This is a genomic window from Pseudomonas alliivorans (genome assembly GCF_017826695.1).
Taxonomy (GTDB): Bacteria; Pseudomonadota; Gammaproteobacteria; order Pseudomonadales; family Pseudomonadaceae; genus Aquipseudomonas; species Aquipseudomonas alliivorans.
On record NZ_JAFFZW010000008.1, the window covers coordinates 233,964 to 259,713 of the forward strand.

Annotated in this window: 22 protein-coding genes; 10 read left to right on the forward strand and 12 right to left on the reverse strand. The window is 58.7% G+C overall.

Annotated features, from left to right (window positions below; translation table 11 throughout):
• Nucleotides 1–3: 3 nt before the first annotated feature.
• Complete coding sequence (locus tag JTJ32_RS20505) at nucleotides 4–231, reverse strand: hypothetical protein (RefSeq protein ID WP_099226215.1); 228 nt, start codon at nucleotides 229–231, stop codon at nucleotides 4–6.
• A gap of 174 nt (nucleotides 232–405) precedes the next feature.
• On the opposite strand from JTJ32_RS20505, the gene JTJ32_RS20510 reads away from it, so the two are divergent.
• Both JTJ32_RS20510 and JTJ32_RS20515 read left to right on the forward strand, forming a co-directional pair.
• Entirely contained in the window at nucleotides 406–552 is a 147-nt protein-coding gene (locus JTJ32_RS20510) for a hypothetical protein (protein ID WP_180274208.1), read from the forward strand.
• Between the two features lie 131 nt (nucleotides 553–683).
• Nucleotides 684–2,180: an MDR family MFS transporter gene (locus JTJ32_RS20515; RefSeq protein WP_210043122.1), complete on the forward strand. Its 1,497-nt coding sequence runs from the start codon at nucleotides 684–686 to the stop codon at nucleotides 2,178–2,180.
• Nucleotides 2,181–2,363: 183 nt separating this feature from the next.
• On the opposite strand, the gene JTJ32_RS20520 is transcribed toward JTJ32_RS20515, so the two are convergent.
• Together JTJ32_RS20520 and pmeR are read right to left on the reverse strand one after the other, a co-directional pair.
• A complete protein-coding gene (locus tag JTJ32_RS20520) occupies nucleotides 2,364–3,497 on the reverse strand; it encodes a DUF3396 domain-containing protein (protein ID WP_099226482.1) in 1,134 nt (377 codons plus the stop codon).
• A 454-nt stretch (nucleotides 3,498–3,951) separates the two neighbouring features.
• On the reverse strand, nucleotides 3,952–4,605 hold the full coding sequence (pmeR, locus tag JTJ32_RS20525; RefSeq protein WP_184321034.1) for an auxin-lysine conjugate-binding transcriptional regulator PmeR: 654 nt from the start codon (nucleotides 4,603–4,605) through the stop codon (nucleotides 3,952–3,954).
• A 254-nt stretch (nucleotides 4,606–4,859) separates the two neighbouring features.
• On the opposite strand from pmeR, the gene JTJ32_RS20530 reads away from it, so the two are divergent.
• From JTJ32_RS20530 to JTJ32_RS20540, 3 genes are read left to right on the forward strand one after another with little or no spacing between them, the layout of a single operon-like run.
• Complete coding sequence (locus JTJ32_RS20530; protein WP_099226218.1) at nucleotides 4,860–6,011, forward strand: efflux RND transporter periplasmic adaptor subunit; 1,152 nt, start codon at nucleotides 4,860–4,862, stop codon at nucleotides 6,009–6,011.
• Nucleotides 6,012–6,014: 3 nt separating this feature from the next.
• The gene (locus JTJ32_RS20535) at nucleotides 6,015–9,170 is read left to right on the forward strand and encodes an efflux RND transporter permease subunit (RefSeq protein WP_099226219.1); all 3,156 of its coding nucleotides are present in this window, start codon (nucleotides 6,015–6,017) and stop codon (nucleotides 9,168–9,170) included.
• The gene (locus JTJ32_RS20540) at nucleotides 9,167–10,627 is read left to right on the forward strand and encodes an AdeC/AdeK/OprM family multidrug efflux complex outer membrane factor (RefSeq protein WP_099226220.1); all 1,461 of its coding nucleotides are present in this window, start codon (nucleotides 9,167–9,169) and stop codon (nucleotides 10,625–10,627) included. Before JTJ32_RS20535 ends, JTJ32_RS20540 begins: the two co-directional genes overlap by 4 nt.
• A gap of 78 nt (nucleotides 10,628–10,705) precedes the next feature.
• Here the strand turns inward: JTJ32_RS20540 and JTJ32_RS20545 are convergent, their stop codons facing one another.
• The 5 genes from JTJ32_RS20545 to pcaR all read right to left on the reverse strand — a co-directional run bounded on the left by JTJ32_RS20545 (nucleotide 10,706) and on the right by pcaR (nucleotide 15,989).
• On the reverse strand, nucleotides 10,706–12,007 hold the full coding sequence (locus JTJ32_RS20545; protein ID WP_099226221.1) for an MFS family transporter: 1,302 nt from the start codon (nucleotides 12,005–12,007) through the stop codon (nucleotides 10,706–10,708).
• A 142-nt stretch (nucleotides 12,008–12,149) separates the two neighbouring features.
• The gene (gene pcaF / locus JTJ32_RS20550; protein ID WP_099226222.1) at nucleotides 12,150–13,352 is read right to left on the reverse strand and encodes a 3-oxoadipyl-CoA thiolase; all 1,203 of its coding nucleotides are present in this window, start codon (nucleotides 13,350–13,352) and stop codon (nucleotides 12,150–12,152) included.
• The gene (locus tag JTJ32_RS20555; RefSeq protein ID WP_099226223.1) at nucleotides 13,352–14,131 is read right to left on the reverse strand and encodes a CoA-transferase subunit beta; all 780 of its coding nucleotides are present in this window, start codon (nucleotides 14,129–14,131) and stop codon (nucleotides 13,352–13,354) included. Before JTJ32_RS20555 ends, pcaF begins: the two co-directional genes overlap by 1 nt.
• On the reverse strand, nucleotides 14,131–14,988 hold the full coding sequence (locus JTJ32_RS20560; protein ID WP_099226224.1) for a CoA transferase subunit A: 858 nt from the start codon (nucleotides 14,986–14,988) through the stop codon (nucleotides 14,131–14,133). The genes JTJ32_RS20555 and JTJ32_RS20560 overlap by 1 nt, the downstream gene beginning before the upstream one ends.
• Nucleotides 14,989–15,146: 158 nt before the next feature.
• Complete coding sequence (gene pcaR / locus JTJ32_RS20565; RefSeq protein ID WP_004881340.1) at nucleotides 15,147–15,989, reverse strand: pca regulon transcriptional regulator PcaR; 843 nt, start codon at nucleotides 15,987–15,989, stop codon at nucleotides 15,147–15,149.
• An 844-nt stretch (nucleotides 15,990–16,833) separates the two neighbouring features.
• Here pcaR and JTJ32_RS20570 point away from each other — a divergent pair.
• Both JTJ32_RS20570 and JTJ32_RS20575 read left to right on the forward strand, forming a co-directional pair.
• Nucleotides 16,834–17,031: a hypothetical protein gene (locus tag JTJ32_RS20570; RefSeq protein ID WP_004881345.1), complete on the forward strand. Its 198-nt coding sequence runs from the start codon at nucleotides 16,834–16,836 to the stop codon at nucleotides 17,029–17,031.
• Between the two features lie 203 nt (nucleotides 17,032–17,234).
• Entirely contained in the window at nucleotides 17,235–18,707 is a 1,473-nt protein-coding gene (locus tag JTJ32_RS20575; protein WP_099226226.1) for an inorganic phosphate transporter, read from the forward strand.
• Nucleotides 18,708–18,758: 51 nt separating this feature from the next.
• Here JTJ32_RS20575 and JTJ32_RS20580 read toward each other — a convergent pair whose 3' ends face one another.
• A complete protein-coding gene (locus JTJ32_RS20580) occupies nucleotides 18,759–20,246 on the reverse strand; it encodes a helicase HerA-like domain-containing protein (RefSeq protein WP_210043125.1) in 1,488 nt (495 codons plus the stop codon).
• Nucleotides 20,247–20,461: 215 nt separating this feature from the next.
• Between JTJ32_RS20580 and JTJ32_RS20585 the strand changes: the two genes are divergently transcribed.
• Together JTJ32_RS20585 and JTJ32_RS20590 are read left to right on the forward strand one after the other, a co-directional pair.
• Nucleotides 20,462–21,559, forward strand: a complete 1,098-nt coding sequence (locus JTJ32_RS20585) for an N-acetylglucosaminyl phosphatidylglycerol synthase (protein WP_099226483.1) — start codon at nucleotides 20,462–20,464, stop codon at nucleotides 21,557–21,559.
• Nucleotides 21,552–22,337 carry an N-acetylglucosaminyl phosphatidylglycerol deacetylase gene (locus JTJ32_RS20590; protein ID WP_210043127.1) on the forward strand — a complete coding sequence of 262 codons (786 nt, stop codon included), beginning with the start codon at nucleotides 21,552–21,554 and terminating at the stop codon, nucleotides 22,335–22,337. Before JTJ32_RS20585 ends, JTJ32_RS20590 begins: the two co-directional genes overlap by 8 nt.
• Here the strand turns inward: JTJ32_RS20590 and JTJ32_RS20595 are convergent.
• Both JTJ32_RS20595 and purU read right to left on the reverse strand, forming a co-directional pair.
• Nucleotides 22,334–22,507, reverse strand: a complete 174-nt coding sequence (locus JTJ32_RS20595; RefSeq protein ID WP_143518920.1) for a hypothetical protein — start codon at nucleotides 22,505–22,507, stop codon at nucleotides 22,334–22,336. The two genes, JTJ32_RS20590 and JTJ32_RS20595, sit on opposite strands and share 4 nt — an antisense overlap.
• A 59-nt stretch (nucleotides 22,508–22,566) precedes the next feature.
• Entirely contained in the window at nucleotides 22,567–23,418 is an 852-nt protein-coding gene (purU, locus tag JTJ32_RS20600) for a formyltetrahydrofolate deformylase (protein WP_004881355.1), read from the reverse strand.
• A gap of 358 nt (nucleotides 23,419–23,776) precedes the next feature.
• On the opposite strand from purU, the gene mvaT reads away from it, so the two are divergent.
• Complete coding sequence (gene mvaT, locus JTJ32_RS20605; protein WP_004881357.1) at nucleotides 23,777–24,157, forward strand: histone-like nucleoid-structuring protein MvaT; 381 nt, start codon at nucleotides 23,777–23,779, stop codon at nucleotides 24,155–24,157.
• Nucleotides 24,158–24,238: 81 nt separating this feature from the next.
• Here the strand turns inward: mvaT and sbcB are convergent, their stop codons facing one another.
• The gene (gene sbcB, locus JTJ32_RS20610; RefSeq protein WP_099226229.1) at nucleotides 24,239–25,669 is read right to left on the reverse strand and encodes an exodeoxyribonuclease I; all 1,431 of its coding nucleotides are present in this window, start codon (nucleotides 25,667–25,669) and stop codon (nucleotides 24,239–24,241) included.
• Between the last annotated feature and the right edge of the window lie 81 nt (nucleotides 25,670–25,750).

A 25,750-nucleotide genomic window follows, 5' to 3' on the forward strand; every position in this document is an offset into this window, starting at 1 on the left:
GTATTACCAGACCAGCTCGCCCTCGGCGTCGACGCCGGCCAGCCGCTCAAGCTCTGCGGTTGCGGCCAGATCGGCCTCGTGGGCGGTTTTGAACGTCTGTCCCGGCAGAACGGCATGGAAACGCGGCGCCCCGCCAGCGCGAGCCTTGACCGCGATTGCCGCACGGTAACCCTCCTCGCCGGGCATTACTGCGGATACAGCTTCGAATTCTTCGTATTCCTTGCGCGCCATCAGTCTTGAACCTGCCGATCAGTAAAAGCGCGAATGTTAGCGCGTAAGGCTGACAGCGTGTTGCTTGCGCACGCTGCACACCCTCCATTCCTGTCCTACACTTCAATCAGCTCTTTCAAATTGCTTTGCAACTGAAGTGAGGAGTGCGGCATGAGACCTATAACAAGAAAATGCATGGCAGTGGCAGGTGTTATCGCAGTCATCGGTGTCTACGCGGCAGGCGCGTGGAGAATCGAACTGGCGCGCCAGGCACCGACCGTGGTGAGTTGCAGCTTCGGCCATTGCGTGCCGACCAATTCAACGTTCAGCGCGTTGCGATGACTGACAGTGCTTCATTTTTTTCATCGCTGATCATATGAAGGGCGCTATCGATTAGCACCCTATCGGATTAGACTGGCCAGACATCTCCCGTCACATTTGCGGCGGGTCAACACTGCCATCAGGTTCTGCCTTTGACCAGTCTTCCCCCTACTCCCACTGCGATCCGCAGCATTTTGTTCGCGCTGATGATGGCCGTATTCCTCAGCGCACTCGACCAAACCATCGTCGCTGTCTCGATGCCGGCCATTTCTGCTCAGTTCAAGGATATCGACCTGCTGGCCTGGGTGATCTCCGCCTATATGGTTTCGTTGACCGTTGCCGTTCCGATCTACGGGAAGCTGGGCGATCTGTACGGACGACGCAAGCTGATGCTGTTCGGTCTGGGCCTGTTCACCCTTGCCTCGCTGTTCTGCGGCCTGGCCCAAAGCATGGAGCAACTGGTACTGGCTCGTGTGCTACAGGGCATTGGCGCGGGCGGCATGGTGTCGGTCAGTCAGGCGATTATCGCCGACATCGTTCCACCGCGTGAACGAGGCCGCTATCAGGGTTACTTCAGCAGCATGTACGCCGTCGCCAGTGTCGCCGGACCGGTGCTCGGCGGTCTGATGACCGAATACCTGTCGTGGCGCTGGGTATTCCTGATCAATCTGCCGCTGGGGATCTTCGCGTTGGTGGTGGCCTGGCGCACGCTGAAAGGTCTGCCGATTCCGCAGCGCAAGCCGATCATCGATTATCTCGGCACGATGCTGATGATCATCGGCCTGACTGCCTTGCTGCTGGGCATTACGGAAATTGGTCAGGGCCACGGCCTGGACGATCTGCAGGTACAAGCCCTGCTGGGGGTCGCACTGCTGACCCTCGCGCTGTTTGTCTGGTATGAACGGCGCGCCAGAGAGCCTCTGTTGCCCATGCACCTGTTTGCCAACCGCAGCGCGGTGCTTTGCTGGTGTACGGTATTTTTCACCAGTTTTCAGGCCATCTCGCTGATTGTGCTGATGCCGCTGCGCTACCAGACGGTCACCGGTGGCGGCGCGGACAGCGCGGCGCTTCATCTGCTTCCTCTGGCGATGGGCATGCCGATGGGGGCTTATTTCGCCGGGCGGCGCACGGCCGTGACCGGACGTTACAAGCCCTTGATCACCACCGGCGCGGTGCTGATGCCTATCGCGATTCTGGGCATGGCTTTCACCCCGCCGCAGTCGATCGTGCTGATGAGTCTGTTCATGATCCTGACCGGTATCGCTTCAGGCATGCAGTTCCCTACCTCGCTGGTAGGGACGCAAAATTCGGTCACCATGAAGGACATGGGAGTCGCCACCAGCACCACCAATCTGTTTCGCTCATTGGGCGGTGCGGTGGGTGTGGCGTTGATGTCTGCCCTGCTGCTGGCCATGCTGCAACATACCGGCGTCGGCCAGTTGGGGCCTGGAGCCATCAGTCACGAAGGTGCCTCAGGGAATGTATTGCTCGATAGCCTGAATGCTGCCACCGGCCCGGCACTGGAGACCTTGCGCGCCGAACTGGCCCTGACCTTCAGAAACCTGCTGATCACCAGTGCCGCCATCTCGCTGTTGGGCGTTGCCGCTGCCTGGGCGATGCCCAACAACCTTTTACGGGGACGTGACTAGGCTCTGTACGAAAAGTGGCTGCGCTCGGTGATGCTGCGTTAAAAACAGGCTCGTGCGCGAGTCCGATCGGAATGCTCATTTACAACACGTAGACTCCGCTTCCTCGCCTGTTTTTGCCTTGCCTGACCTTCGCTCGCCGACTTTTCGTACAAAACCTAGTCGCGACGGATGACGTGGCAGCCGTCATTTCGACTGAGCCGCCCAGAACCACTGGGTTCTCTTGCCTTTCAAGTGTTCGAACGCGGGCATGATTTCGCTTTCATTGAAAAACCGGCGGGAACGCGCCCGGGCATTGCTGAACCAGTAGCCCGCCTGAGGACACGCCCGCCCCGCATCGACCGGCTGAGGAGGCTTTTCGTCAAAACGGGCGAACCATTGCGCGGTGGTCTCCTCGGTAAAGCCGAGCCCCGGCGCCAGGTAGGGGTGAAGATTGCCGGTGTCCTGCAACCGGATCGGCTTGATCACCTTGTTCACGGCTATATAGGACGCAGGTGCAAGCCGACCACGCTCGCCCAGCTCAGGCACCTCTCCGGCCCGGATCATCAGTCCTGTACTGTAGGCGTGGAAGACAATATCGCTGTGTGCGCTCAGCTGAGCCCGAAGCCTGTCACTGCTGCCCAGGCGCCTCACGAATGACTCGCCCAGAACGGTGTACCAGCCCACGCCCTTGATCCGGTCCAGCAGGCGAAGGCTTTCTATATGCGGCCCGGGATCGACCATCAGTCCTACATATTGCTGGGCCAACCGGTATTCCCACGACAGATACTGATGCCCGTCACTGGGAAGAATGCAGGCCAGGCTGCCAAAACCATGTTCAGCCTGTACTTCGCTGCTCAGGTACCGAATCCAGACTTCATAGTTTTTCAAGCCATCAGGCTCGGTCAGGTACGACCAGGGCAATACCATCTTCAGGCAGGAAAGATCATTGTCGGCCTGCCCCTCGGAGGTGTTCATGACAAACAGGCTGTAGCTGGCAACTTCAGCCTGGGTAGCGCTGGAGATCGACCAGACGAACTGTTCCTGTGGCGAACCTTGCACCACCTGGCGTCGGCAAGAGGCAAACCCGGACGGCGTCAAGCGACGTGTACGTTTATAAAACTGCCATTTGAGTACCGGCTTGAAGGCCGTGTAGAAACGTGAAAAGCAGGCTTCCACTCGCCGCTTTGCATCCTGCGTATGGCCCTTTCTGAAGTACAGCGTCGTGATGAGCCCCAGACGAACGACCGGCATTCCCTGCGACGAATCCACAGCGATACGTTCAGCCTGTCGCGCCAGCCGTGCAAGTGGACTCGTGCAGTCAAAAACAGCATGCGACATCATTCGAACCTCCCCCGGCTGACATCCAGAGTGGGCCGTTTCAGAACCACATTCATGCCCCGGTCACGCGTCGGTCGGAGCGAAGTCCGGCGAGCGCAGTTCAGGCACCCGTCCGCCTCACAGGCTTTTGCATAACAGTCCATGTTTTCAGAGCATATAGGCGCAAGATTTCGCCTGGACATGCAACTTCCCTCTCACAATGTCGATTAAGGAGCGAAGAGTGAAGGGAGTTTCGAGGCGGAGCAATACACGGAATTTAGTTTGGGAAATCAGCTACATGTTTCAGGAAATGTCCTACCGGAATCCTACAACACCATGTCATCCCGTGCCGTAAATCCTGATGACAGACGCCTGTCGGCGCACGTGAATGTCAGCAAACGGTAAACTTCTTGTTTACCGCAATTAAATTGAAATCAGAGGGTGCCCAACCGGAACCCGAGCGCGTTATATTCAGTCAGCTATCACTTCGGTGCTGTGACGTCAGCAATGACGGGCTGAAGCGCAGCATGTCCATGCAGACTTCCACCAGCTGTTCGGATTCCGACGGCAGCGAATAACTGTCAGGTACCAACAGCCACTGGTAAATGATGCCATTGATGTATGAAAACAGAGCGACCGCTGCGCGGGCCGTATCCAGACCTGCTGGCAATTGCCCCTGACGCACGGCATTGCTCAGCCCCAACTGAATACGCTCGTGACACTGGATGGCGTTCTCTTGACGCTGACGACGGAAATCACACATCTCGTCAGTAAACTCGCATTTATGAAAAAGGATTTCATTGATGCGACGGGTTTTAGGGTCAAGTGCAAGCTCATGAAACAGATGAACCAAGAGATTCTTCATGCACCCCAATGGGTCTTCTTCGTCTTCGTCCTGACTGGCCTGCGCCATTTCGTCGAGCGGTTCCTGCAGGCTATCCAGCATCGCCTGAACCAGATCGGCCTTGTTGTTGAAGTGCCAATAGATGGCTCCCCTCGTCACACCGGCAAGCGTCGCGATGTCGGCCAGCGTCGTGCGAGCGACGCCACGCTCGTAAAAAGCCTGCTCGGCAGCCTCCAGTATCTGGCTGCGAGTGATCTGAGCTTCCTCTTTGGTGCGACGAACCATGGCAATCAACCTCAAAAAATTCTCTTCAGGCACCTTTGCGGTTCACGGCCTGAAGATAAAACCGGGCGGCAGTTGTTTCGCCTTGTCCCGAACCCGCTGATGGCACCCTTCGCGGCGAATGATTGCACGGGGAAGGTATTTACAAACAGCCATGAATGTAAGTATATTCCTTAGCATGCTACTTATCTAGCCGAAATATTTTTTAACACTTCAACACTCTGTTGAGTAAACAGGCTCCTGCCCCGAGGATCTTCATGCAATTCAAGCCAGCTGTTACCGTTCTGGTCACTGCCGTCGCCCTGGCAACCCTGCTCAGCGGTTGTGGCAAGAAGGAGCAGGAGGCACCGCCTCCGCAGACCCCTGAGGTCGGTGTAGTCACACTGAAAGCCCAGCCATACACGTTGACCACCGAACTGCCCGGCCGAACCACCGCGTTCCGCGTGGCTGAAGTCCGGCCGCAGGTCAATGGCATCATTCTCAAACGCCTGTTCACCGAAGGCGGTGACGTAAAGGCCGGTCAGCAGCTGTATCAGATCGATCCGTCCATCTATGACGCGAACGTGAACAGCGCCAAGGCGACCCTGCAGTCGGCCAAGTCGATGTCCGACCGTTACAAGCAACTGGTCAATGAGCAGGCCGTCAGCCGTCAGGAGTACGACACAGCGCTGGCGTCGACCCAGGAAGCCCAGGCCACGTTGCAAACCGCACAGATCAACCTGCGTTTCACCAAGGTACTGGCGCCGATTTCCGGGCGCATCGGTCGTTCTGCCGTCACCGAAGGTGCGCTGGTCAGCAATGGCCAGACCAACGCGATGGCAACGATCCAGCAACTGGATCCGATCTACGTGGACGTCAATCAGTCCTCCGCGGACATGCTCAAACTGCGTGCCGATCTGGCCAGCGGCCGGTTGCAGAAGTCGGGCGACAACTCTGCTTCGGTCAAGCTGACCCTGGAAGACGGCAGTGAATACGCACAGGAAGGCAAGCTTGAGTTCTCCGAAGTGTCGGTCGATCAGGCCACCGGCTCGGTGACCCTGCGCGCTGTGTTCCCCAACCCGGATCACGTGCTGCTGCCCGGCATGTTCGTACACGCTCAGCTGAAGGCTGGCGTCAACAGCAAGGCCATCCTCGCGCCACAACAAGGCGTGACCCGCGACCTGAAAGGTACGCCGACCGCCCTGGTGGTCAACAAGGACAACAAGGTCGAACAGCGTGAACTGGTCACCAGCCGTACCGCCGGTGCCTATTGGCTGATCGAAAAAGGCCTGAATGAAGGTGACCGCGTGATCACCGAAGGTCTGCAATACGTCAAACCAGGCGCTGAAGTGAAGGTCAAGGAAGCAACCAACCTCACCGCTGACCAGTCTGCCAATGCTGCCCCTGCTGCCACTGGCAAAGGTGAGTGATAGATGTCCAGATTCTTTATTGACCGCCCCATCTTCGCCTGGGTATTAGCCCTGGTGATCATGTTGGTAGGCACGCTTTCGATCATGAAGCTGCCGATCAACCAATACCCGGCCATCGCACCGACGGCCATCGATATCCAGGTCACTTACCCGGGTGCTTCTGCACAGACCGTGCAGGACACCGTGGTACAGATCATCGAGCAACAGCTCAACGGTATCGACAACCTGCGTTATGTTTCCTCGGACAGTAACTCCGACGGCAGCATGACCATCACCGTAACCTTCAATCAGGGCACCAACCCTGACACAGCTCAGGTACAGGTGCAGAACAAGCTCAACCTGGCCACCCCGCTGCTGCCGCAAGAAGTACAGCAACAGGGTCTGCGGGTGACCAAGTCGGTGAAGAACTTCCTGCTGGTGATCGGCCTCGTGGCCGAAGACGGCACACTGACCCGTGAAGACTTGTCCAACTACATCGTTTCCAACATCCAGGACCCGATCTCGCGGACTTCAGGCGTGGGTGACTTCCAGGTGTTCGGTTCGCAGTATGCAATGCGCATCTGGCTGGACCCGGCCAAGCTCAACAACTTCCAGCTGACGCCTGTGGACGTGACCACCGCGGTCAGCGCGCAGAACGTGCAGATCGCGACCGGTCAGCTGGGCGGCCTGCCAGCGCTTCCCGGCACTCAGTTGAACGCAACCATCATCGGCAAGACACGCCTGCAGACCGCCGAGCAGTTCGGCAACATCCTGCTCAAAGTCAACACCGACGGTTCGCAAGTTCGCCTCAAGGACGTAGCTCGTATCGCGCTGGGCGGTCAGAACTACAGCATCGACGCACAGTTCAACGGCAAACCGGCTTCCGGTATGGCGATCAAACTGGCCTCGGGTGCCAACGCCCTCGATACCGCCAAAGCAATTCGCGCCACCATCAGCGAGCTGGAGCCTTTCTTTCCGCCCGGCATGAAAGTCGTCTACCCGTATGACACTACCCCGACCGTAACGGAATCCATCAGCGGTGTGGTTCACACCCTGATCGAAGCCATCGTGCTGGTTTTCCTGGTGATGTACCTGTTCCTGCAGAACCTGCGCGCGACCATCATCACCACGATGACGGTGCCGGTGGTATTGCTGGGTACGTTCGGCATTCTTGCCGCGTTCGGCTTCACCATCAACACGCTGACCATGTTCGGCATGATTCTGGCCATCGGACTTCTGGTGGACGATGCCATCGTGGTGGTGGAAAACGTCGAACGGGTGATGGCCGAGGAGCATCTGTCTCCTAAAGAGGCCACGCAGAAATCCATGGACCAGATCCAGGGTGCGCTGGTCGGTATCGCGATGGTGCTCTCGGCGGTGCTGCTGCCGATGGCGTTCTTCGGCGGCTCCACCGGTGTGATCTACAAGCAGTTCTCGATCACCATTGTTTCCGCGATGGCCCTCTCGGTCCTCGTGGCCCTGATCTTCACCCCGGCGCTGTGCGCCACGATGCTCAAACCTCTCGATCCGGAGAAACACGGCCAACCCAAGCGCGGATTCTTCGGCTGGTTCAACCGGACCTTCGACCGCAGCGTGGTCAGCTACGAAAACGGCGTGAAGCGCATGGTGACCCACAAGTTGCCGGCCTTCGTCGTGTACCTGATCATCGTGGCCGGCATGATCTGGCTGTTCACCCGTATCCCGGCGGCGTTCCTGCCAGAAGAAGACCAGGGCGTCATCTTCGCCCAGGTCCAGACACCGGCTGGTTCTTCCGCAGAGCGCACGCAGAAAGTCATCGATGAGATGCGCGACTTCCTGCTCGACAAGGAAAACGGCGAAGGCAAGGGCGTGAACTCGGTGTTCAGCGTCAACGGCTTCAACTTCGCCGGTCGCGGTCAAAGCTCCGGTCTGGCGTTCGTGATGCTCAAGCCGTGGGACGAGCGTGATGCCGAGACCACTGTGTTCAAGATCGCCGAACGAGCTCAGGCACACTTCGCCAGCTTCCGTGACGCCATGGTGTTCGCGGTCGTACCGCCATCGGTACTGGAACTTGGTAACGCCACCGGTTTCGACGTTTACCTGCAGGACCAGGGCGGTGTCGGTCACCAGAAATTGCTTGATGCACGCAACCAGTTCCTGGGCATGGCGGCACAAAGCAAGATTCTGGCGGGCGTACGTCCCAACGGCCTGAACGACGAACCGCAGTATCAACTGACAGTGGACGACGAGAAAGCCAGCGCCCTGGGCATTACCCTGTCCAACATCAACCAGACCCTGTCCATCGCGCTGGGCGGCAGCTACGTCAACGACTTCATCGACCGTGGTCGGGTGAAGAAGGTTTACGTGCAGGGCGAAGCCTTCAGCCGCATGACGCCTGAAGACCTGCAGAAGTGGTACGTGCGCAATGACAGCGGCACCATGGTGCCCTTGTCGGCCATTGCCAGCGGTGAGTGGATCTACGGTTCGCCCAAACTGTCGCGTTATAACGGCGTAGCAGCCATGGAAGTGCTGGGTACACCTGCTCCGGGCTACAGCTCCGGACAGGCAATGGCGGAAGTGGAAGCCATCGCTCAGAAACTGCCTGCCGGTATTGGCTATTCGTTTACCGGCCTGTCGTTCGAAGAACGTCTGTCCGGTTCTCAGGCACCGGCGCTGTACGCACTGTCCATGCTGGTGGTGTTCCTCTGTCTGGCAGCGCTGTACGAAAGCTGGTCGATTCCGATTGCGGTCATGCTCGTGGTGCCGCTCGGCGTGATCGGTGCCCTGATGGCGACCAGTCTGCGTGGGCTGTCCAACGACGTGTTCTTCCAGGTGGGCCTGCTGGTGACGGTGGGGCTGGCGGCGAAGAACGCCATTCTGATTGTCGAGTTCGCCAAGGAACTGCATGAGCAGGGCAAATCGCTGGTCGAGTCGGCGATGGAAGCTTGCCGGATGCGCCTGCGTCCGATCATCATGACCTCGATGGCGTTCATCCTCGGCGTGGTTCCGCTGGCAATCTCCAGCGGCGCCGGTTCGGGCAGCCAGCACGCCATCGGTACAGGCGTGATCGGCGGTATGATCACCGCAACGATCCTGGCGATCTTCTGGGTGCCTATGTTCTACGTCGCCGTGTCGTCGGTGTTCAAAGGCAAAGACAAATCAAACAAGCAACACGTCAAAACTACCGAGGCTGGCCAATGAGCAAGTCCCTGATCTCTCTGGCAGTTACCGCGTTCATTCTCGGCGGCTGCTCCCTGATCCCCGAGTACAAGCAGCCGGAAGCGCCGGTCGCCGCTCAATACCCGCAAGGTCCGGCGTACTCGCCGGCCGAAGCGGCCAAGATGGCTGCCGCCGAACAGGGCTGGCGCGAGTTCTTCCGTGATCCGGCGCTGCAACGCCTGATCCAGACCGCGCTGGTCAACAACCGCGACCTGCGTGTCGCGGCCCTGAACATCGACGCCTACCGTGCGCAGTACCGCATCCAGCGTGCGGACCTGCTGCCTGCGGTTTCCGCCAATGGCAGCGGCAGCCGTCAGCGCGTTCCGGGTGACCAGACGCAGACCGGCCAGTCGGCCATCACCAGCAGCTATTCGGCTACTCTGGGCGTCAGCGCCTATGAGCTGGACCTGTTCGGTCGTGTCCGCAGCCTCAGCCAGCAGGCTCTGGAAACCTACTTCGCCAGCGAAGAGGCACGTCGCAGCACCCAGATCAGTCTGGTGGCTAACGTCGCCAATGCCTACCTGACCTGGCAGGCCGACAAGGAACTGCTCAAGCTGACGCAGGACACCCTCAAGACCTACGAAGAAAGCTATCGCCTGACTTCGCGCAGCAATGAAGTCGGTGTTTCTTCGGCTCTGGACCTGAGCCAGTCGCGGACCGCTGTCGAAAGCGCCCGCGCCCGTCTGGCGCAGTATCAGCGTCTGGTCGCACAGGACCAGAACAATCTGGTGCTGTTGCTGGGCACGGGGCTGCCTGACAACCTGCCAGCGAGCCAGTTGCTCGACTCCGACATGCTGACCGAAATGCCGGCCGGCTTGCCGTCCGATCTGTTGCAACGTCGTCCGGACATTCTGGAAGCCGAGCACACGCTCAAGGCCGCCAACGCCAACATCGGTGCCGCACGTGCTGCGTTCTTCCCGAGCATCAGCCTGACGGCAAGCGCGGGCACCAGCAGCACCGAATTGTCCGGTCTGTTCAAGGGCGGTTCGGGCACCTGGCTGTTCCAGCCGAGCATCAATATTCCGATCTTCAACGCCGGCAGCCTGCGCGCCAGCCTGGATTACTCGAAGATCCAGAAGGAAATCAGCGTCGCCAACTACGAGAAGGCGATTCAGACCGCCTTCCAGGAAGTGTCCGACGGCCTGGCCTCGCGCAAGACCTACGACGAACAACTCCAGGCACAGCGTGACTTCGTCACCGCCAACCAGGACTACTACCGTCTGGCCGAGCGTCGCTACCGCATCGGGATCGACAGCAACCTGACGTTCCTCGATGCCCAGCGTTCGCTATTCAGCGCGCAACAAACGCTGATCACCGACCGTCTTGCGCAGCTGACCAGTGAGGTCAATCTGTACAAGGCCCTCGGCGGCGGCTGGTACGAGAAGACAGGTCAGACCGCAACGATCGACAAAGAGAAGCCGTCGATCCAGCTGTTCTGATCCGTTGGCTCTGATCAACGCGTAATAAAAAACCCACCGGATCCGGTGGGTTTTTTTATGCCTGCAAAACAGCGCTGATCAATGATCGTGATGCAGGTAAGCGGGCTCCTTGGGCAGGCGCAGGCTGAACAGGAACGCGATTGCCATCATCGCCGTCACGTACCAATAGAAGCTGTTCTCCATCCCCGCACTCTTAAGCTTCAAGGCGACGAATTCGGCCGAGCCGCCAAACGCTGCGTTGGCCACCGCGTAGGCCAGACCGACACCCAGAGCGCGGACCTGGGGCGGGAACATCTCGGCCTTCACCAGCCCGCTGATCGAGGTGTAGAAGCTGACGATGGCCAATGCCAGGGTAATCAGAACAAACGCCATGAACGGATGGGTGTTGGTTTTCAGGGTCATCAGAATTGGCACCGTACACAGCGTACCCAGCGCGCCGAACCACAGCATCGAGTTACGTCGGCCGATACGGTCTGCCAGCATGCCGAACAAAGGCTGCATGCACATGTAAAGGAACAGTGCACCGGTCATGATGTAACTGGCGGTCTTGGCTTCCATGCCACCGGTGTTCACCAGGTATTTCTGCATGTACGTGGTAAAGGTGTAGAAAATCAAAGAACCGCCTGCGGTGTAACCCAGCACGGTAATGAACGCAGCCTTGTGGTGGGTGAACAGTGCCTTGATGCTACCCGCATCCTTGTCCTGACGGCTTTCCGCGGTGGTGGTTTCATTCAGCGTGCGACGCAGCAGCAAGGCAATGACCGCCGCCGCCGCGCCGATGACGAACGGGATACGCCAGCCGTAGTCGCGCAGCTCTTCAGTGGTGAGAAATTGCTGGAGGATGACCACGGTCAGCACCGCCAGCAACTGACCGCCAATCAGGGTCACGTACTGGAACGAGGCATAGAAACCACGCTGCCCGCGCAACGCCACTTCGCTCATGTAGGTGGCCGTGGTGCCGTATTCGCCGCCGACCGACAAGCCTTGAAGCAGACGCGCCATCAACAGCAGTGCCGGCGCCCAGGCGCCAATCGACGCGTAGGTCGGCAGACACGCGATGATCAACGAGCCGGCACACATCATGGTCACCGAGATCAGCATGGAATTCTTGCGACCATGCTTGTCTGCGACCCTGCCAAACAGCCAGCCGCCAATCGGTCGCATCAGAAAACCGGCAGCGAACACGCCTGCGGTATTGAGCAACTGAACGGTCGGATCATCGGAAGGAAAGAAAGCAGGCGCGAAGTAGATCGCGCAGAAGGCGTAAATATAAAAGTCGAACCATTCGACCAGATTCCCGGAAGAGGCGCCGACAATCGCGAAGATTCTTTTGCTTCGCTCCTCGCCGGTGTAATGCGGTGCTTTTGATGTTGTCGTCATTATTGTCCCCAAATGAAACTGTCCATAAGACACAATCTGTAACACCCTGCCGCCTCAAGCACAACAACCCGGGCCATCAGCCTGTCTTTTCGTGGAGACAGATCGATGAACCGGGTTGCTGAACAACGCAAAAAAAGGGACGTTATGGACGCTCGATGGCCAGCGCCAGACCCTGCCCTACACCAACGCACATGGTCGCCAGACCTTTGCGACCGCCGGTTTTTTCCAGATGGTGCAACGCGGTCAGTACCAGCCGTGCGCCGCTCATGCCCAGCGGGTGGCCCAGGGCAATCGCACCACCGTTGGGATTGACCTGCGGCGCATCGTCAGCAAGGCCCAGTTCCCGCAGCACCGCGATGCCCTGGCTGGCGAAGGCCTCATTGAGTTCGATGACATCGAAATCGGAGACCGCCAAGCCCAGTCGCTCGACCAGCTTGCGCACCGCGGGCACCGGGCCGATGCCCATCACCCGAGGTTCAACGGCCGCGCTGGCCATGCCGAGCACCCGGGCGCGAGGCGTCAGGCCGTGTTTTTTTACCGCCTCGGCAGAGGCGAGAATCAGCGCGGCAGCCCCGTCGTTCACACCGGACGCATTGCCGGCCGTGACGGTCTTGTCCGCACCGTTGACCGGCTTGAGCTTGCTCAGGGTTTCCAGACAGGTGTCGGTACGCGGGTGCTCATCCTTGTCGACCACGGTTTCGCCTTTCTTGTGCGCTACACGCACCGGTACGATCTCTTCCTCGAAAAAGCCCGCAGCCTGGGCAACGGCGGTGCGTTGCTGGCTGCGCAGGGCGAAAGCGTCCTGATCGGCTCGAGAAATAGAGAAGTCGGCGGCCACGTTGTCGCCTGTCTCCGGCATGGAGTCCACGCCGTAGAGGGCTTTCATGGCCGGGTTGATGAAGCGCCAGCCGATGGTGGTGTCTTCCAGTTTCAGGTTGCGCGAGAACGCCGCGTCGGCCTTGCCCATGACGAAGGGCGCACGCGACATCGACTCGACGCCGCCTGCAATCGCCAACTCCATCTCGCCGGTTGCAATGGCTCGGAATGCCGTGCCGATGGCATCCATACCCGAAGCGCACAGACGGTTGAGCGTCACGCCTGGCACGGTCGTCGGCAGACCGGCCAGCAGCGCGGCCATGCGCGCCACGTTACGGTTGTCTTCACCGGCCTGGTTGGCGCAACCAAGGAACACTTCGTCGACTTCCGCCCAGTTGACGGTCGGGTTACGCTCCATCAGCGCCTTAATCGGGATGGCCGCCAGGTCGTCGGCTCGCACCGAGGACAGACCGCCACCAAAGCGACCGATGGGGGTGCGAATCGCATCGCAGATAAATACGTCACGCATCACGCTTCTCCTGCGACCTGACCGTGGGCGGCAGCGGTCCGGGCTTCCAGATCCCGCAAAGCGGTCAGTTCGACATCGGTTGGTTCTTCGGAATAGACCACGTTGTCAGCGAACCGCACTTCCCAGCCGGTCGCGGCGATGACTTGCTCGCGGGTAACGCCAGGATGCAGCGTGGTCACCACGAATTCGTTGCTGCCCTCTTCCGGCTCCATGATGCACAGGTCGGTGATGATGCCCACCGGACCGGCGCCGGGCAGACCCAGACGCTTGCGTGAATCGCCGCCTTCGCCATGACCGACCGAGGTGATGAAATCGAGCTTGTTGACGAACGAACGTGCCGATTGCTTTAAGATGATCAGCACCGATTTGGCCGACCCGGCAATCTCCGGCGCGCCACCGGCACCCGGCAGGCGTACTTTCGGGTTGTGATAGTCGCCCACGACTGTGGTGTTGATATTGCCGAAACGGTCGACTTGCGCGGCGCCGAGAAAGCCGACATCCACACGTCCGCCCTGCAGCCAGTAACGGAAAATCTCGCTGGTGGCGACCACGGTATCCGCCGTTTCAGCCAACTCGCCATCGCCGATGGACAGTGGCAACACCGTCGGTTTGGCGCCGATCGGGCCGGATTCGTAAATCAGCACCACATCCGGCGCCGACGTCAGACGTGCCAGATTCGCCGCCTTGGAAGGCAAGCCGATCCCGACAAAGCAGACCGCTCCGTTACGCAGACGGCGGGCGGCGGCAACGGTCATCATTTCACTGGTGGTGTACGTCATTATTTTGCCTCCGAAGCGCGAGCCAGCTTGCTCTGGAATTCGCTGAAGTCCGCTGTGCCGTGGATGTATTCGTCGATCCAGGCCTTGAAGGTTTCTCGGTCTCGGGCAATCGGGTCCCAGGCCTGATAGAAGGGATTGTCACGCTCGTAGTAGCCGTGGGCGTAGGAAGGATGTGCGCCGCCCGGTACCAGGCATACCGCGCTCAACGCCCAAGTGGGCAGCACGCAGGAGTTCATCGGTGCCTTGAGGTCATCGACAATTTCCTCGACCGTGACGATGCAACGCCTGGCCGCCAGTGCGGCTTCCTTCTGCGCCCCAAGAATGCCCCAGAGCAGCACGTTGCCCTTGCGATCGGCTTTCTGGGCGTGAATCACGGTCACGTCGGGGCGCACGGACGGCACGGCCGCCAGCACTTCACCGGTAAACGGACAGGTCACAGTCTTGATCAACGGGTTGACCTTCGGCAGATCCGAACCGGCATAGGCGCGCAGTACTGCGAACGGCAAACCCGAGGCGCCGGCAACATAGGCGTTGGCCAGGTCCGCATGACTGTGCTCTTCGATTTCCATCGCACGCGGCCACTGCTTTTCGACCGCATCCCGCAGGCGGTGCAGCGAGCCGACGCCAGGGTTGCCGCCCCACGAAAAAATCAGACGCTTGGCACAACCGGCACCGATCAACTGGTCGTAGATCAGGTCGGGCGTCATGCGCACCAGCGTAAGGTCTTTTTTGCCCTGACGAATGATTTCATGGCCGGCGGCCGTAGGGATCAGGTGGGTGAAGCCTTCCAGCGCAACGGTGTCGCCATCGTTGATCAGTTGCTTCACCGCTTCGCGTAGAGAAAGAATGTCTGCCATGAGGTGCTCCGAACCCAACATCATGTTCAATGATCAGCGCGAAGACCTGCGCCGGAATGAAAAAATGAGGTTATGCCTGAGCCCTGCCGCAAACAATCCGATAATCGACTAACTGTTCGGTAATCGAACCCATTCGCTGATTATCAATAACCTGTGTATCAAGTGAACAACTGGGTGCTCAGATCACGGCTGGCGTCGAGCATGATCGGCAGAAAGCGCTGCTCCAGCTCACTGCGGGCCACCCGTCCGGCACTGGTGCTGACATTGAGCGCAGCCAGTACCTGACCCGATGCATCATAGACCGGCACGGCAATGGAACGAAGCCCCTGTTCCAGTTCCTGGTCGACAATGCACCATCCTTGCTGACGAACCTGTTGCAGACACTCGAGCAAAGCTTCTGGTGTACGAATGGTGCGACTGGTCTTGGGCTGCAGGTCCACGTGATCCAGATATTCCTGCAACGAGACGTCATCCAGCGCAGCCAGCAGGATGCGTCCCATCGACGTGCAATACGCCGGCAGTCGACCGCCCACCGAGAGATCCACCGATATCAGCCGCTGGGTCGTGGCCGACCGGGCTATATATAAGATGTCGTCGCCTTCAAGGGTGGCCATGTTGCACGCCTCGTGCAACTGATCGCTCATGCGGTCCAGATAAGGCTGTGAAGAAATCGCCAGCGGCGTGGACGACAAATAGGCATGGCCCAACGTCAGAACCTTGGGCAGCAAAGAATAGGTACGGCCGTCCGTGGTGGCGTATCCCAGTTTGATCAAGGTGTGCAGACAACGACGCACGGCCGCTCTGGGGATTTCCGTACGGTGGCTGATCTGAGCGATGGTCAGGTGCCGTTTGCGCTCCTGAAAGGCGTGAATCACTGCAAGCCCGCGCGCCAGCGAAGTCATGAAATCAGGATCCCCGGTCAACGCTTGAATGCGCTTGGCAGGCGAAGCCACGATCGGCGGAGCCAGTGAGGAAAAAGAATTACGCAGTTCGTCGTTCATTGCCGCAACCTCTGTACACCCTTTCAGGCCTTGTGAACCGGCGGTTTCAGACCCATGCAGCGCATCGATCCGCCTCGGCTTGTGCGATTATCGAACCAATGGCCGATAATCGCAATTGACCCGTAGGAAATATGCTTATACCTTTAGGTCTGCCACGAAGTGACTTCTTGGAAATTACTGGTCAGGTACCCACTGAGAAGTCCATGGCAGCGGCCTTGCCCTTTAAGCAAGGCCGTTTTCATTACAGCTCATCCTGTGCACGCCCACGCGGAAGCCGGAATATTTCCTGACCGCACTCCCCCGCCTCTAATCAAACAGTCGAACCCTCGGACTTGCTGAATTCCGACGCCATTGTTTTGTCCTGGCCTGTCAATTCTTCTTTATGAAAGTTCCGTCATAAACATGACTCACCTATACTTCGGAACATTCGTACAAAATGAGTAGGCTCTCTCATTATTCAAACCGCTATAGTTGACGCAGCCTAACTTCTTGGCGATAGTACCTTTCCATTGACGGGCTAAATCTTCAGCAGTGACTCGCGTTCTCCCGAGCCTTCGAGCTGCAGCCACGTCAACGCACCGGACCTGTACAACGTTGTAACGGGCCCTGTGCAACCGGCGGTCAACCCTGACCTCCGGCGTTTCAACCCTGAACCACATGTCGCTACGACAGTTGTTTTTCTCCGGTGCCCGTAGCCGCGAGGCGCAGCAAGGTGTTCAGACTCTTCCAGTCAATGTGCTGATGCATGATTCTCTGTCCTGTTTTTCGGGCAGCCACTGGAACGAACATGTTTGCCGTGCATTGCGTTTTCGCCGGAACTCATTTGACTCGATCAGGTAATAAAGTGACTAAAGAAGAACTGCGCGCAGAACTGGAGCGCCAGGAGCAACGTTTCAAGGATGTCTACGGTGGCGAAATCACCACTTACGCCGCGCAACCGGAGCCGGAACGCAAACCCTGGCGCAAACGGGCCAGCCTTCGGGATCAGGCTTTCAAAGAGGAATTGCAAAAAATGGAACAGGACCTGAAACAAGAGTCCTGATGATCAGGCTGGAACAGCCACGCTGATCTGATCCGCATTACCGCGACCTGAAATTGAAGTGTCATTGCCTGTCTGCCTCACCATCGGGGCGGCGCTCATGCGTCTTTTTTTTGGTTTCAGGCGACACCGGTCGAGGCCGACAAGTCGATACGTATTTTTTCTGTCATAATCGCGCCCCCTTCAGACCGGGTCAGAAAATCTACATGATCGAATTATTCAGCGGGCTAGATGCTTGGGTGCTTGTGAGCCTGTTGCTTGCCCTGGCCTTTGTTCTTGCCTTCGAGTTCATCAATGGCTTTCATGACACTGCGAACGCGGTGGCGACAGTCATTTACACGAAAGCCATGCCGCCGCATCTGGCTGTGATCCTTTCCGGTGTGTTCAACTTTCTCGGCGTACTGCTGGGCGGCGTGGGCGTTGCGTACGCCATCGTTCACCTGCTGCCGGTCGAATTGCTGATCAACGTCAATACCGGCCACGGCCTGGCCATGGTGTTCTCGCTGCTGGCAGCGGCGATCACCTGGAACCTGGGCACCTGGTACTTCGGTATTCCGGCGTCCAGCTCCCACACGTTGATCGGTTCGATCCTGGGTGTCGGTCTGGCCAACGCCCTTATCAACGACATTCCGCTGGCCGATGGCGTCAACTGGCAGAAGGCAATCGATATCGGTGCCTCTCTGGTGTTCTCGCCACTGGCAGGCTTTCTGATTGCGGGGCTGGTCCTGATCGCACTGAAATGGTGGCGACCACTGTCCAAGATGCACAAGACCCCGGAACAGCGTCGCAAGCTGGATGACAAGAAGCATCCGCCATTCTGGAACCGTCTGGTACTGGTGATCTCCGCCATGGCCGTCAGCTTCGTGCATGGCTCCAACGATGGCCAGAAAGGCATCGGCCTGATCATGCTGGTGCTGATCGGTATCGTGCCGAGCCAGTTCGTACTGGACCTCAACAGCACGACCTATCAGATCGAGCGTACCCGCGACGCCACCCAGCACCTCAGCCAGTTCTACCAGCGCAACAGCAGCACGCTGGGCGAGTACCTGGCGATGGGCAAGGCGGAAAAAGGTGACCTGCCGTCCAGCTCCGCGTGCAACCCGGAACAGACCGAGCCGACCATCGACGCCCTGCTGGATCGCTTGAAAGGTGTCTCCGACTACCATTCGATGCCGTCCGAAAGCCGTATCGAAGTACGTCGTTATCTGTTGTGCCTGGATGACACCGCCCGCAAGGTCGGCAAGTTGCCGGGCCTGGAAGCACGTGAAAAATCCGATCTTGAGAAGCTGCGCAAGGACCTGACCGGCACCACTGAATACGCGCCGTTCTGGGTGATTCTGGCCGTTGCACTGGCGCTTGGTATCGGCACCATGGTCGGCTGGAAGCGTGTGGTGCTGACCATTGGCGAGAAGATCGGCAAGCAGGGCATGACCTACGCACAGGGCATGTCGGCACAGATCACCACCGCCTGTGCCATCGGCATGGCCAACGTGTTCAGCCTGCCGGTTTCTACCACGCACATTCTGTCTTCGGGCGTAGCCGGTACCATGGTTGCGAACAAGAGCGGCCTGCAGGGTGGCACGGTTCGTACCATTCTTCTGGCCTGGGTGCTGACCCTGCCGGCAACAGTGGCGCTGTCTGCCGCCCTGTTCTGGGTTGCCTCCAAAGCGCTGTCCTGATCTGAAGTCGTTCGGGCGGTGCAAGCCTTGCACCGCCCGAACGAGTCCGCTTTACCTGCGTTTCTTCGTTCCCAGCAACGACCCCATCAGCCCCCGCACCAACTCTCGGCCCAACTGACTGGCCGCCTGACGCATGGCGTTCTTCATGGCCTGCCCGGCCATCCCGCCCAGAAACTCCCCGGCTTTGTCACTGAAGCTTGCTTCAGGTTTTTCATCGGTTTTCGCAGCATCGGCTGTTTCAGGTTCAGACACCTTGCGCGCGGCCAGCATCTCATAGGCGGATTCACGGTCGACCGGCTTGTTGTAGCGCCTGCCAAGGGATGAGGTGGCAATCAGGTCCGCCCGCTCTTCTGCCGTCAACGGCCCGATACGCGATTGAGGCACAGCGATGAGCACGCGCTGCACCATGGCGGGCGTGCCCTTGTCCTGCAACGTACCCACCAGCGCCTCGCCGATACCCAGTTCGGTCAATACACTCAAGGCATCGAAGTCTGGGTTGGGCCTGAAACCCTCGGCCACGGCCCGCAACGATTTCTGCTCCTTGGCCGTGAAAGCGCGCAGGCCGTGTTGAATCCGCAACCCCAACTGGGCCAGTACATCATCAGGCAGGTCGCCGGGTGACTGAGTAACGAAATACACGCCCACGCCTTTGGAACGAATCAGGCGCACAACGTGTTCAAGCCGTTCCTGCAAAGCTTTGGGCGTGTCCGCAAACAGCAGGTGCGCTTCATCAAAGAACAGCGCCAGCAGCGGTTTTTCGGCATCGCCTCGCTCGGGCAACTGCTCGAAAAGCTCGGCCAGCAGCCACAATAGAAAGGTCGCGTAGACTTTGGGCGCTTCATGCACCAGTCTGCTGGCGTCCAACAGATGGATGCGCCCTCGCCCATCGTTGTCAGGCTGAAGAATGTCTTCCAGTTGCAAGGCCGGCTCGCCGAACAGCGCCTCGGCACCCTGTTGCTCGAGGACCGCCAACCGTCGCTGCAACGCCTGACTGGAGCCGGACGTCATCAATGCGCTGTCCTCGCCCAGCAACTGCGGGTTTTCACGCAGGTGATTGAGCAGCGCCTTGAGGTCCTTTATGTCGAGCAACAACAGTCCTTCTCGATCAGCCACTTTGAAGGCCGCATATAACGCTGACTGCTGGCTGTCCGTCAGCTCCAGCAGGTTACCCAGCAAAAGCGGCCCCATTTCGCTCAAGGTCGTGCGCAGCGGATGGCCGGATTTCCCGTCGATGTCCCATAACGTGACCGGATAGGCCCGAGGCGTGTGTTCAAGCCAGGGCATACCGGCAATTCGCTCGGCAATTTTGCCCTGAGGGTTGCCTGCAGCACCCAGCCCGCACAGATCGCCCTTGATGTCAGCGGCAAAAACCGCGACCCCGGCGTTGCTGAACGCCTCGGCAAGGCGTTGCAAGGTCACGGTTTTGCCTGTCCCGGTCGCACCAGCCACCAGTCCGTGACGATTGGCCAGGCGAAACGCCTGGGAGATCGGCTGTCCGTCAGGAGCGGCGCCCAGAATCATTTCTCGAGAATCGTGCATGTTTTATTTTCTCCACAACATGAGACACGCTGGCATTGAGCCTGGCCATTGCCCCTGCGTTTTGTTCAGGCCCGATGACACATCATCCTCTCAACGGTTCTTCGCGTCTGCCGCCTGCTTGCCAAACGGTGAATCCCGGCCGAACAACTATCCTTCAAGGAGGTCAAGAAAGGACGACCTCAGATCGGAGGAATGTTGCCGTGCACATTGCCGACATGACGATGTTCTACGCCCCGGCCAGTGGCGGCGTACGCACCTATCTCGATGCCAAACACCCACGCCTGGGGCGCCGCCCCGGCGTACGCCACAGCCTGCTTGTGCCAGGCGCGCGTGCGGATCACAAGGATGGCATCTACAGTGTTCCGGCCCCCGCCCTGCCGTTCAGCAACGGCTATCGGTTTCCGCTGCGGGTCGCGCCATGGCGCAAGATGCTGCACAACCTGCAACCCGACCTGATCGAAGCAGGCGACCCTTACCTGACCGCCTGGGCCGCACTCGACGCCAGACGGTATCTGGACGCACCGGTGATTGGCTTCTACCACTCCGACCTTCCGCTGCTGGTGAGCAACCGCATGGGCAACTGGATGGGCATGAGCGCTCAGGCTTATATCGGCAAGCTGTACACCAACTTCGACAGGGTGCTTGCGCCCAGCCAGGTCATGGCCGACAAGCTGATCGGCATGGGGGTGGAAAACGTGCATGTGCAACCTCTTGGCGTGGACCTGCAGGTCTTCAACCCGCACCACAGAGACGAACATCTGAAAACCGAACTGGGCCTGCGCGAAGACACCCACCTGCTGATCTTCGCCGGGCGTGGTTCCAGGGAGAAAAACCTGCCGGTGTTGCTTGAGTGCATGAAACAGCTGGGCTCGCGTTACCACCTTCTGCTGGTGGGCTCGCATATGCCTTTGAACGTGCCGGATAACGTTACGGTGATCAGTCGTTTTTGCAAGGCCACCCATCTGGCACGCCTGCTGGCAAGCGCCGATGCACTGGTTCACGCGGGCGATCAGGAAACATTCGGGCTGGTCGTGCTTGAAGCCATGGCATGCGGCATTCCGGTTGTGGCGGTCGCCGCCGGAGCATTCACTGAAATCGTTCCCGGACACTGTGGATTGCTGTGCGAAGCAAACGACGCCAGGGCCATGACCGCCGCGGTGAAAGAACTGTTCTGCAATGAGGTGCATGTAAAAGGCCAGGCTTCCAGACGCTACGTAGAAGAGCACTACAGCTGGGACGCGGTGGTGAACGGCCTGCTCGATCATTATCAGGCGGTACTGGGAACTCGCCTTTCAGGCGTTGCCCATGTTTGAGCGGCCCGACACTGCGTCTGAGCGCAGCGTGCTGCTGGTGCTGCATGACGTCGCGCCTCACAGTTGGCCGATATACGAACCCTTCGTGGCAGCTGTGGATCAACTGGGCGCTGTCAGAATGACCTGGCTGGTGGTACCGGATTTTCACCGACGCAGCCCGCTGGGCGACGACACGGTTTTTCAGCGCCGGATGAGTGAACGCCTGGAGCGCGGCGATGAGCTGGCGTTGCACGGTTATTACCATTGCGACGACAGCCCCGCGCCACGAAGCCTGCGCGACTACTTCATGCGGCGTATTTACACTTGGGAAGGCGAGTTCTATGGCTTGAACTCCCGGCAGGCGCTGGCACGTCTGGAAGCGGGCATTGAAGTGTTTCGCCGTCAGAACTGGCCACTTCACGGTTTTGTCGCGCCCGCCTGGCTGATGAGTCAGGGCACTCGCGACGCCTTGCGCCAGCTGCCGCTCGGTTACACCAGCGATTCGCAGCACCTGTTCAGATTGCCCGACTTCACACCGATAGACGCGCCAGGCATTGTCTGGAGCGCACGCAGTGCATGGCGCCGAACAGCGTCGAGGCTTTACAGTGATTTCAGGGAGAACAGGCTGCGCGAGGCCCCGACCCTGCGCCTTGGCCTGCACCCTGTCGACATGCTGCACACATCTTCTCGCACCTACTGGTTTGAACTGCTCACACGCCTGCTGGAAGACGGCAGGCAGCCCATGACCAAGGTCGGATGGCTGGAAAGCCTGGGCACGGCAAATGACGTGGAACGCTAGGGCGGGGTCGGCTTTTCGGCGTCTTGCTGCAATTCACGCCACAGCTCGGCCGCGCCTTCGAATTCAGTACCGTTTTCGGGCGTCAACGCATCGGGGTCGTAACGACTCAGACAGCCTTCGCCCAGAGTGGCCGGCGCTTTTGATGTGGCTTTGTCGAGGGGGTCGGTCATGAAGATGTCCGCCTTGAAGGTCGGCAGGATCGCCGCATGGGCGATCCTGCCACAACGGATCAGTCGAAGACGACTGTCTTGTTGTCGTGAACCAGTACACGGTCCTCGAGGTGCGCGCGCAGACCACGCGCCAGCACCATTTTTTCCACGTCACGGCCGAAGCGCACCATGTTTTCGATGCTGTCGCGATGGCTGACGCGCACCACGTCCTGCTCGATGATAGGACCTGCGTCCAGCTCTTCGGTCACATAGTGGCAAGTTGCGCCGATCAACTTGACGCCGCGCAGCGAGGCCTGGTGATAAGGCTTGGCACCGACGAACGACGGCAGGAAGCTGTGGTGAATGTTGATCACCTGATGGGCGTATTCGCGGCACAGCTGAGGCGGCAGGATTTGCATGTAGCGCGCCAGAACCACAACGTCGGCCTGGTGCTGACCAACCAGACGGGAGACTTCAGCGAACGCCGGTTCCTTGTCCTTGGGATCGACAGGCACGTGGTAATAAGGAATATCGTGCCACTCGACCATGCTGCGCAGGTCCTGGTGGTTGGAGATCACACAGGCGATGTCGCAGTCGAGCTCATCGCTGTGCCAGCGGTGCAACAGGTCAGCCAGGCAGTGCGATTCGCGACTGGCCATGAGCACCACGCGCTTCTTCTGAGCCGAGTCGGTGATGCGCCAGTCCATCTCGAACTCTTGTGCGATCGGTGTGAACGCCTCGCGAAAACCATCCAGATCGAATGGCAATGTATCGGCACGAATCTCGTGACGCATGAAGAACCAGCCGCTGAGATTATCCGAATGATGGCTCGCTTCGGTGATCCAGCCGTTATGGGACGCCAGAAAGTTACTGACTTTGGCAACGATGCCGACACGGTCCGGGCAAGCAATCACCAGACGAAAAGTGCGCATTAGGGGAAACTCCAGAACTTCGCAAAGGCGCTATTCTAGCGACTGCGCAGCAAAACTGCAGTATCTCTGTTGCCTGAATTCAGGCGCCGGGGCAGGCCGACGAAGGAAAAAGATTGCACCGTGCCAGTATCCTCATTTCAACGGACGCCGCTATAAAAAACCGGTACTTAATGAGGGTTTTATAGCGACCCTATTTAGTCGGGTCCAGCGCACCGATCTAGTTCCCGCGTCTGTAGGACGTGTGTATATTTCTAAATAATTCAAATAAAACTTTTATTTAATGTTTACTTGCTCAGTGCCTCTGACTATTATTGCGTCACTGTATCCCTGCCACCCTTCACAACATAAGGTCCCCCTCATGTCCCTGATCAACGAATACCGTGCCACAGAAGAAGCAATCAAAGAACTGCAAGCCCGTTTGAACAACCTGTCGCAAGACGGCAAACTGCAAACCGAGCTGGAATTCGAAGGCAAACTGCGCACCCTGATGGGCGAATATCAAAAATCGCTGCGTGACATCATTGCTCTGCTGGATCCGGACTCCAAGGTCAACAAGGCACCTCGTGGCGGCGCAGTGAAAACTACCGGCACCAAGCGCGCTCGCAAGGTCAAGCAGTACAAGAACCCGCACAACGGTGAAGTCATCGAAACCAAAGGTGGCAACCACAAAACGCTGAAAGAGTGGAAAGCCAAGTGGGGCGGTGACGAGGTTGAAAGCTGGGCCACTCTGCTGGGCTAAGCGTCAACGGTCGTTTTATCCGCGACTTGAAAACGCCAGCTTGCTGGCGTTTTTTTATAGTTCACCGTCTACATTTTCTGCTCATATTTCCAGCCTGCCGCGCAGCAACTCGATGTGGTCCTGCCATTGCCTCAGTATCGCCAACTGCTCTGGCGTGGCACTAAGCGACAACTCCACCAGCGCCTTCGTAAAACCCTGCAAAGTATTGGGAGCCCCGTATTCCGGGCGGCTCAGGCGCGCCTGACAGAATTGATGCCAGCGCTGTTGTTCTTCGGCGGTGAGCGTTTCCGGAAAGTTACGGGCCCGGTAGCGAAATAACAGTTCAGGCAGGCGTGCGTCATCAAACGGCCAGGCATCACGTGCCAGTTGCTCTGGCTCGGAAACGCGTACTTGTTCACATAATCGGCGATCACGGTCACCGATAAATCCGTCATACAATTGCTGCTCAGGGTCTTCACTTGCGATGAAATGATCCTTGCCATAAAGAGCACGCAGTTTGTCCTGCCAAACTTCAAGGCTTTCTGTCACGGTCGCCACTTTCGCCTGATAACCCGTCATGTCGAGCTGCAAGCGTTCCTGATCCTGTCGGCGCAACACGCTCATGGGGGCAACCACCGGGCAGCGATTTATATGCAATAGTTTGAGCGGCACCGGCAGCTCGCCTTCGCCCAGCGCATCGTGGCGGGTATATAACCGCTGCTTGAGTGTTTCAACGTCCATCTCCAGTAACGGCGAAGGATCCTGATGCAGATCGTACACAATCAGTGCATTGCGATTATGAGGGTGCCAGGCCAGCGGTAAAACGACACCGAGATAATGACGGGCCGCTGAGAAGCGTCCTGAAATATGCACCAGCGGTTGCATCAGACGAATCTGATCCTGGACCTTTTGCTTACTGCGCAGTGCAAAAAGAAAATCGTACAGCCGAGGCTGTTTCTCACGAATCAGACGCGCCAGTGCAATAGTCGCGCGGACATCGGATAAGGCATCGTGGGCCTGACCGTGTTCGATACCGTTGGCAGCCGTCAGGCGCTCGAGTTTGAGCGTGACGCGACCTTCTTCTTCGGGCCACACGATGCCGTCCGGGCGCAACGCGTAGGCTGCGCGTACTACATCGATCAGGTCCCAGCGACTGTTGCCCCCCTGCCACTCGCGGGCATAAGGGTCGAAAAAGTTGCGATACAGGCTGTAGCGAGTCACCTCGTCGTCAAAACGCAGCGTGTTATAGCCCGCGCCACAGGTGCCGGGAGCGGAAAGTTGCGCGTGAACCCGGGTCATGAAGTCCGCTTCGCACAGCCCCTTCTCGGCCAGCGTGGCCGGGGTGATTCCGGTTATCACGCACGCTGCGGGATGCGGCAGGATGTCGTCACTGGGCTGGCAGTAGAGGTTGACCGGCGGCTCGATTTCATTGAGTTCGGCATCGGTACGAATACCCGCCATCTGCAGTGCACGATCATTGCGCGGGTTGATACCGGTGGTTTCGTAGTCGTACCAGAAGATGCTGGAAGTCACGGGCTGATCCTGAACAAGAGACCCTGGAAGTGTAGGGTGCGAAGCAGACGATTGGCTAATCGGAACACGCTGCAGGCCTGC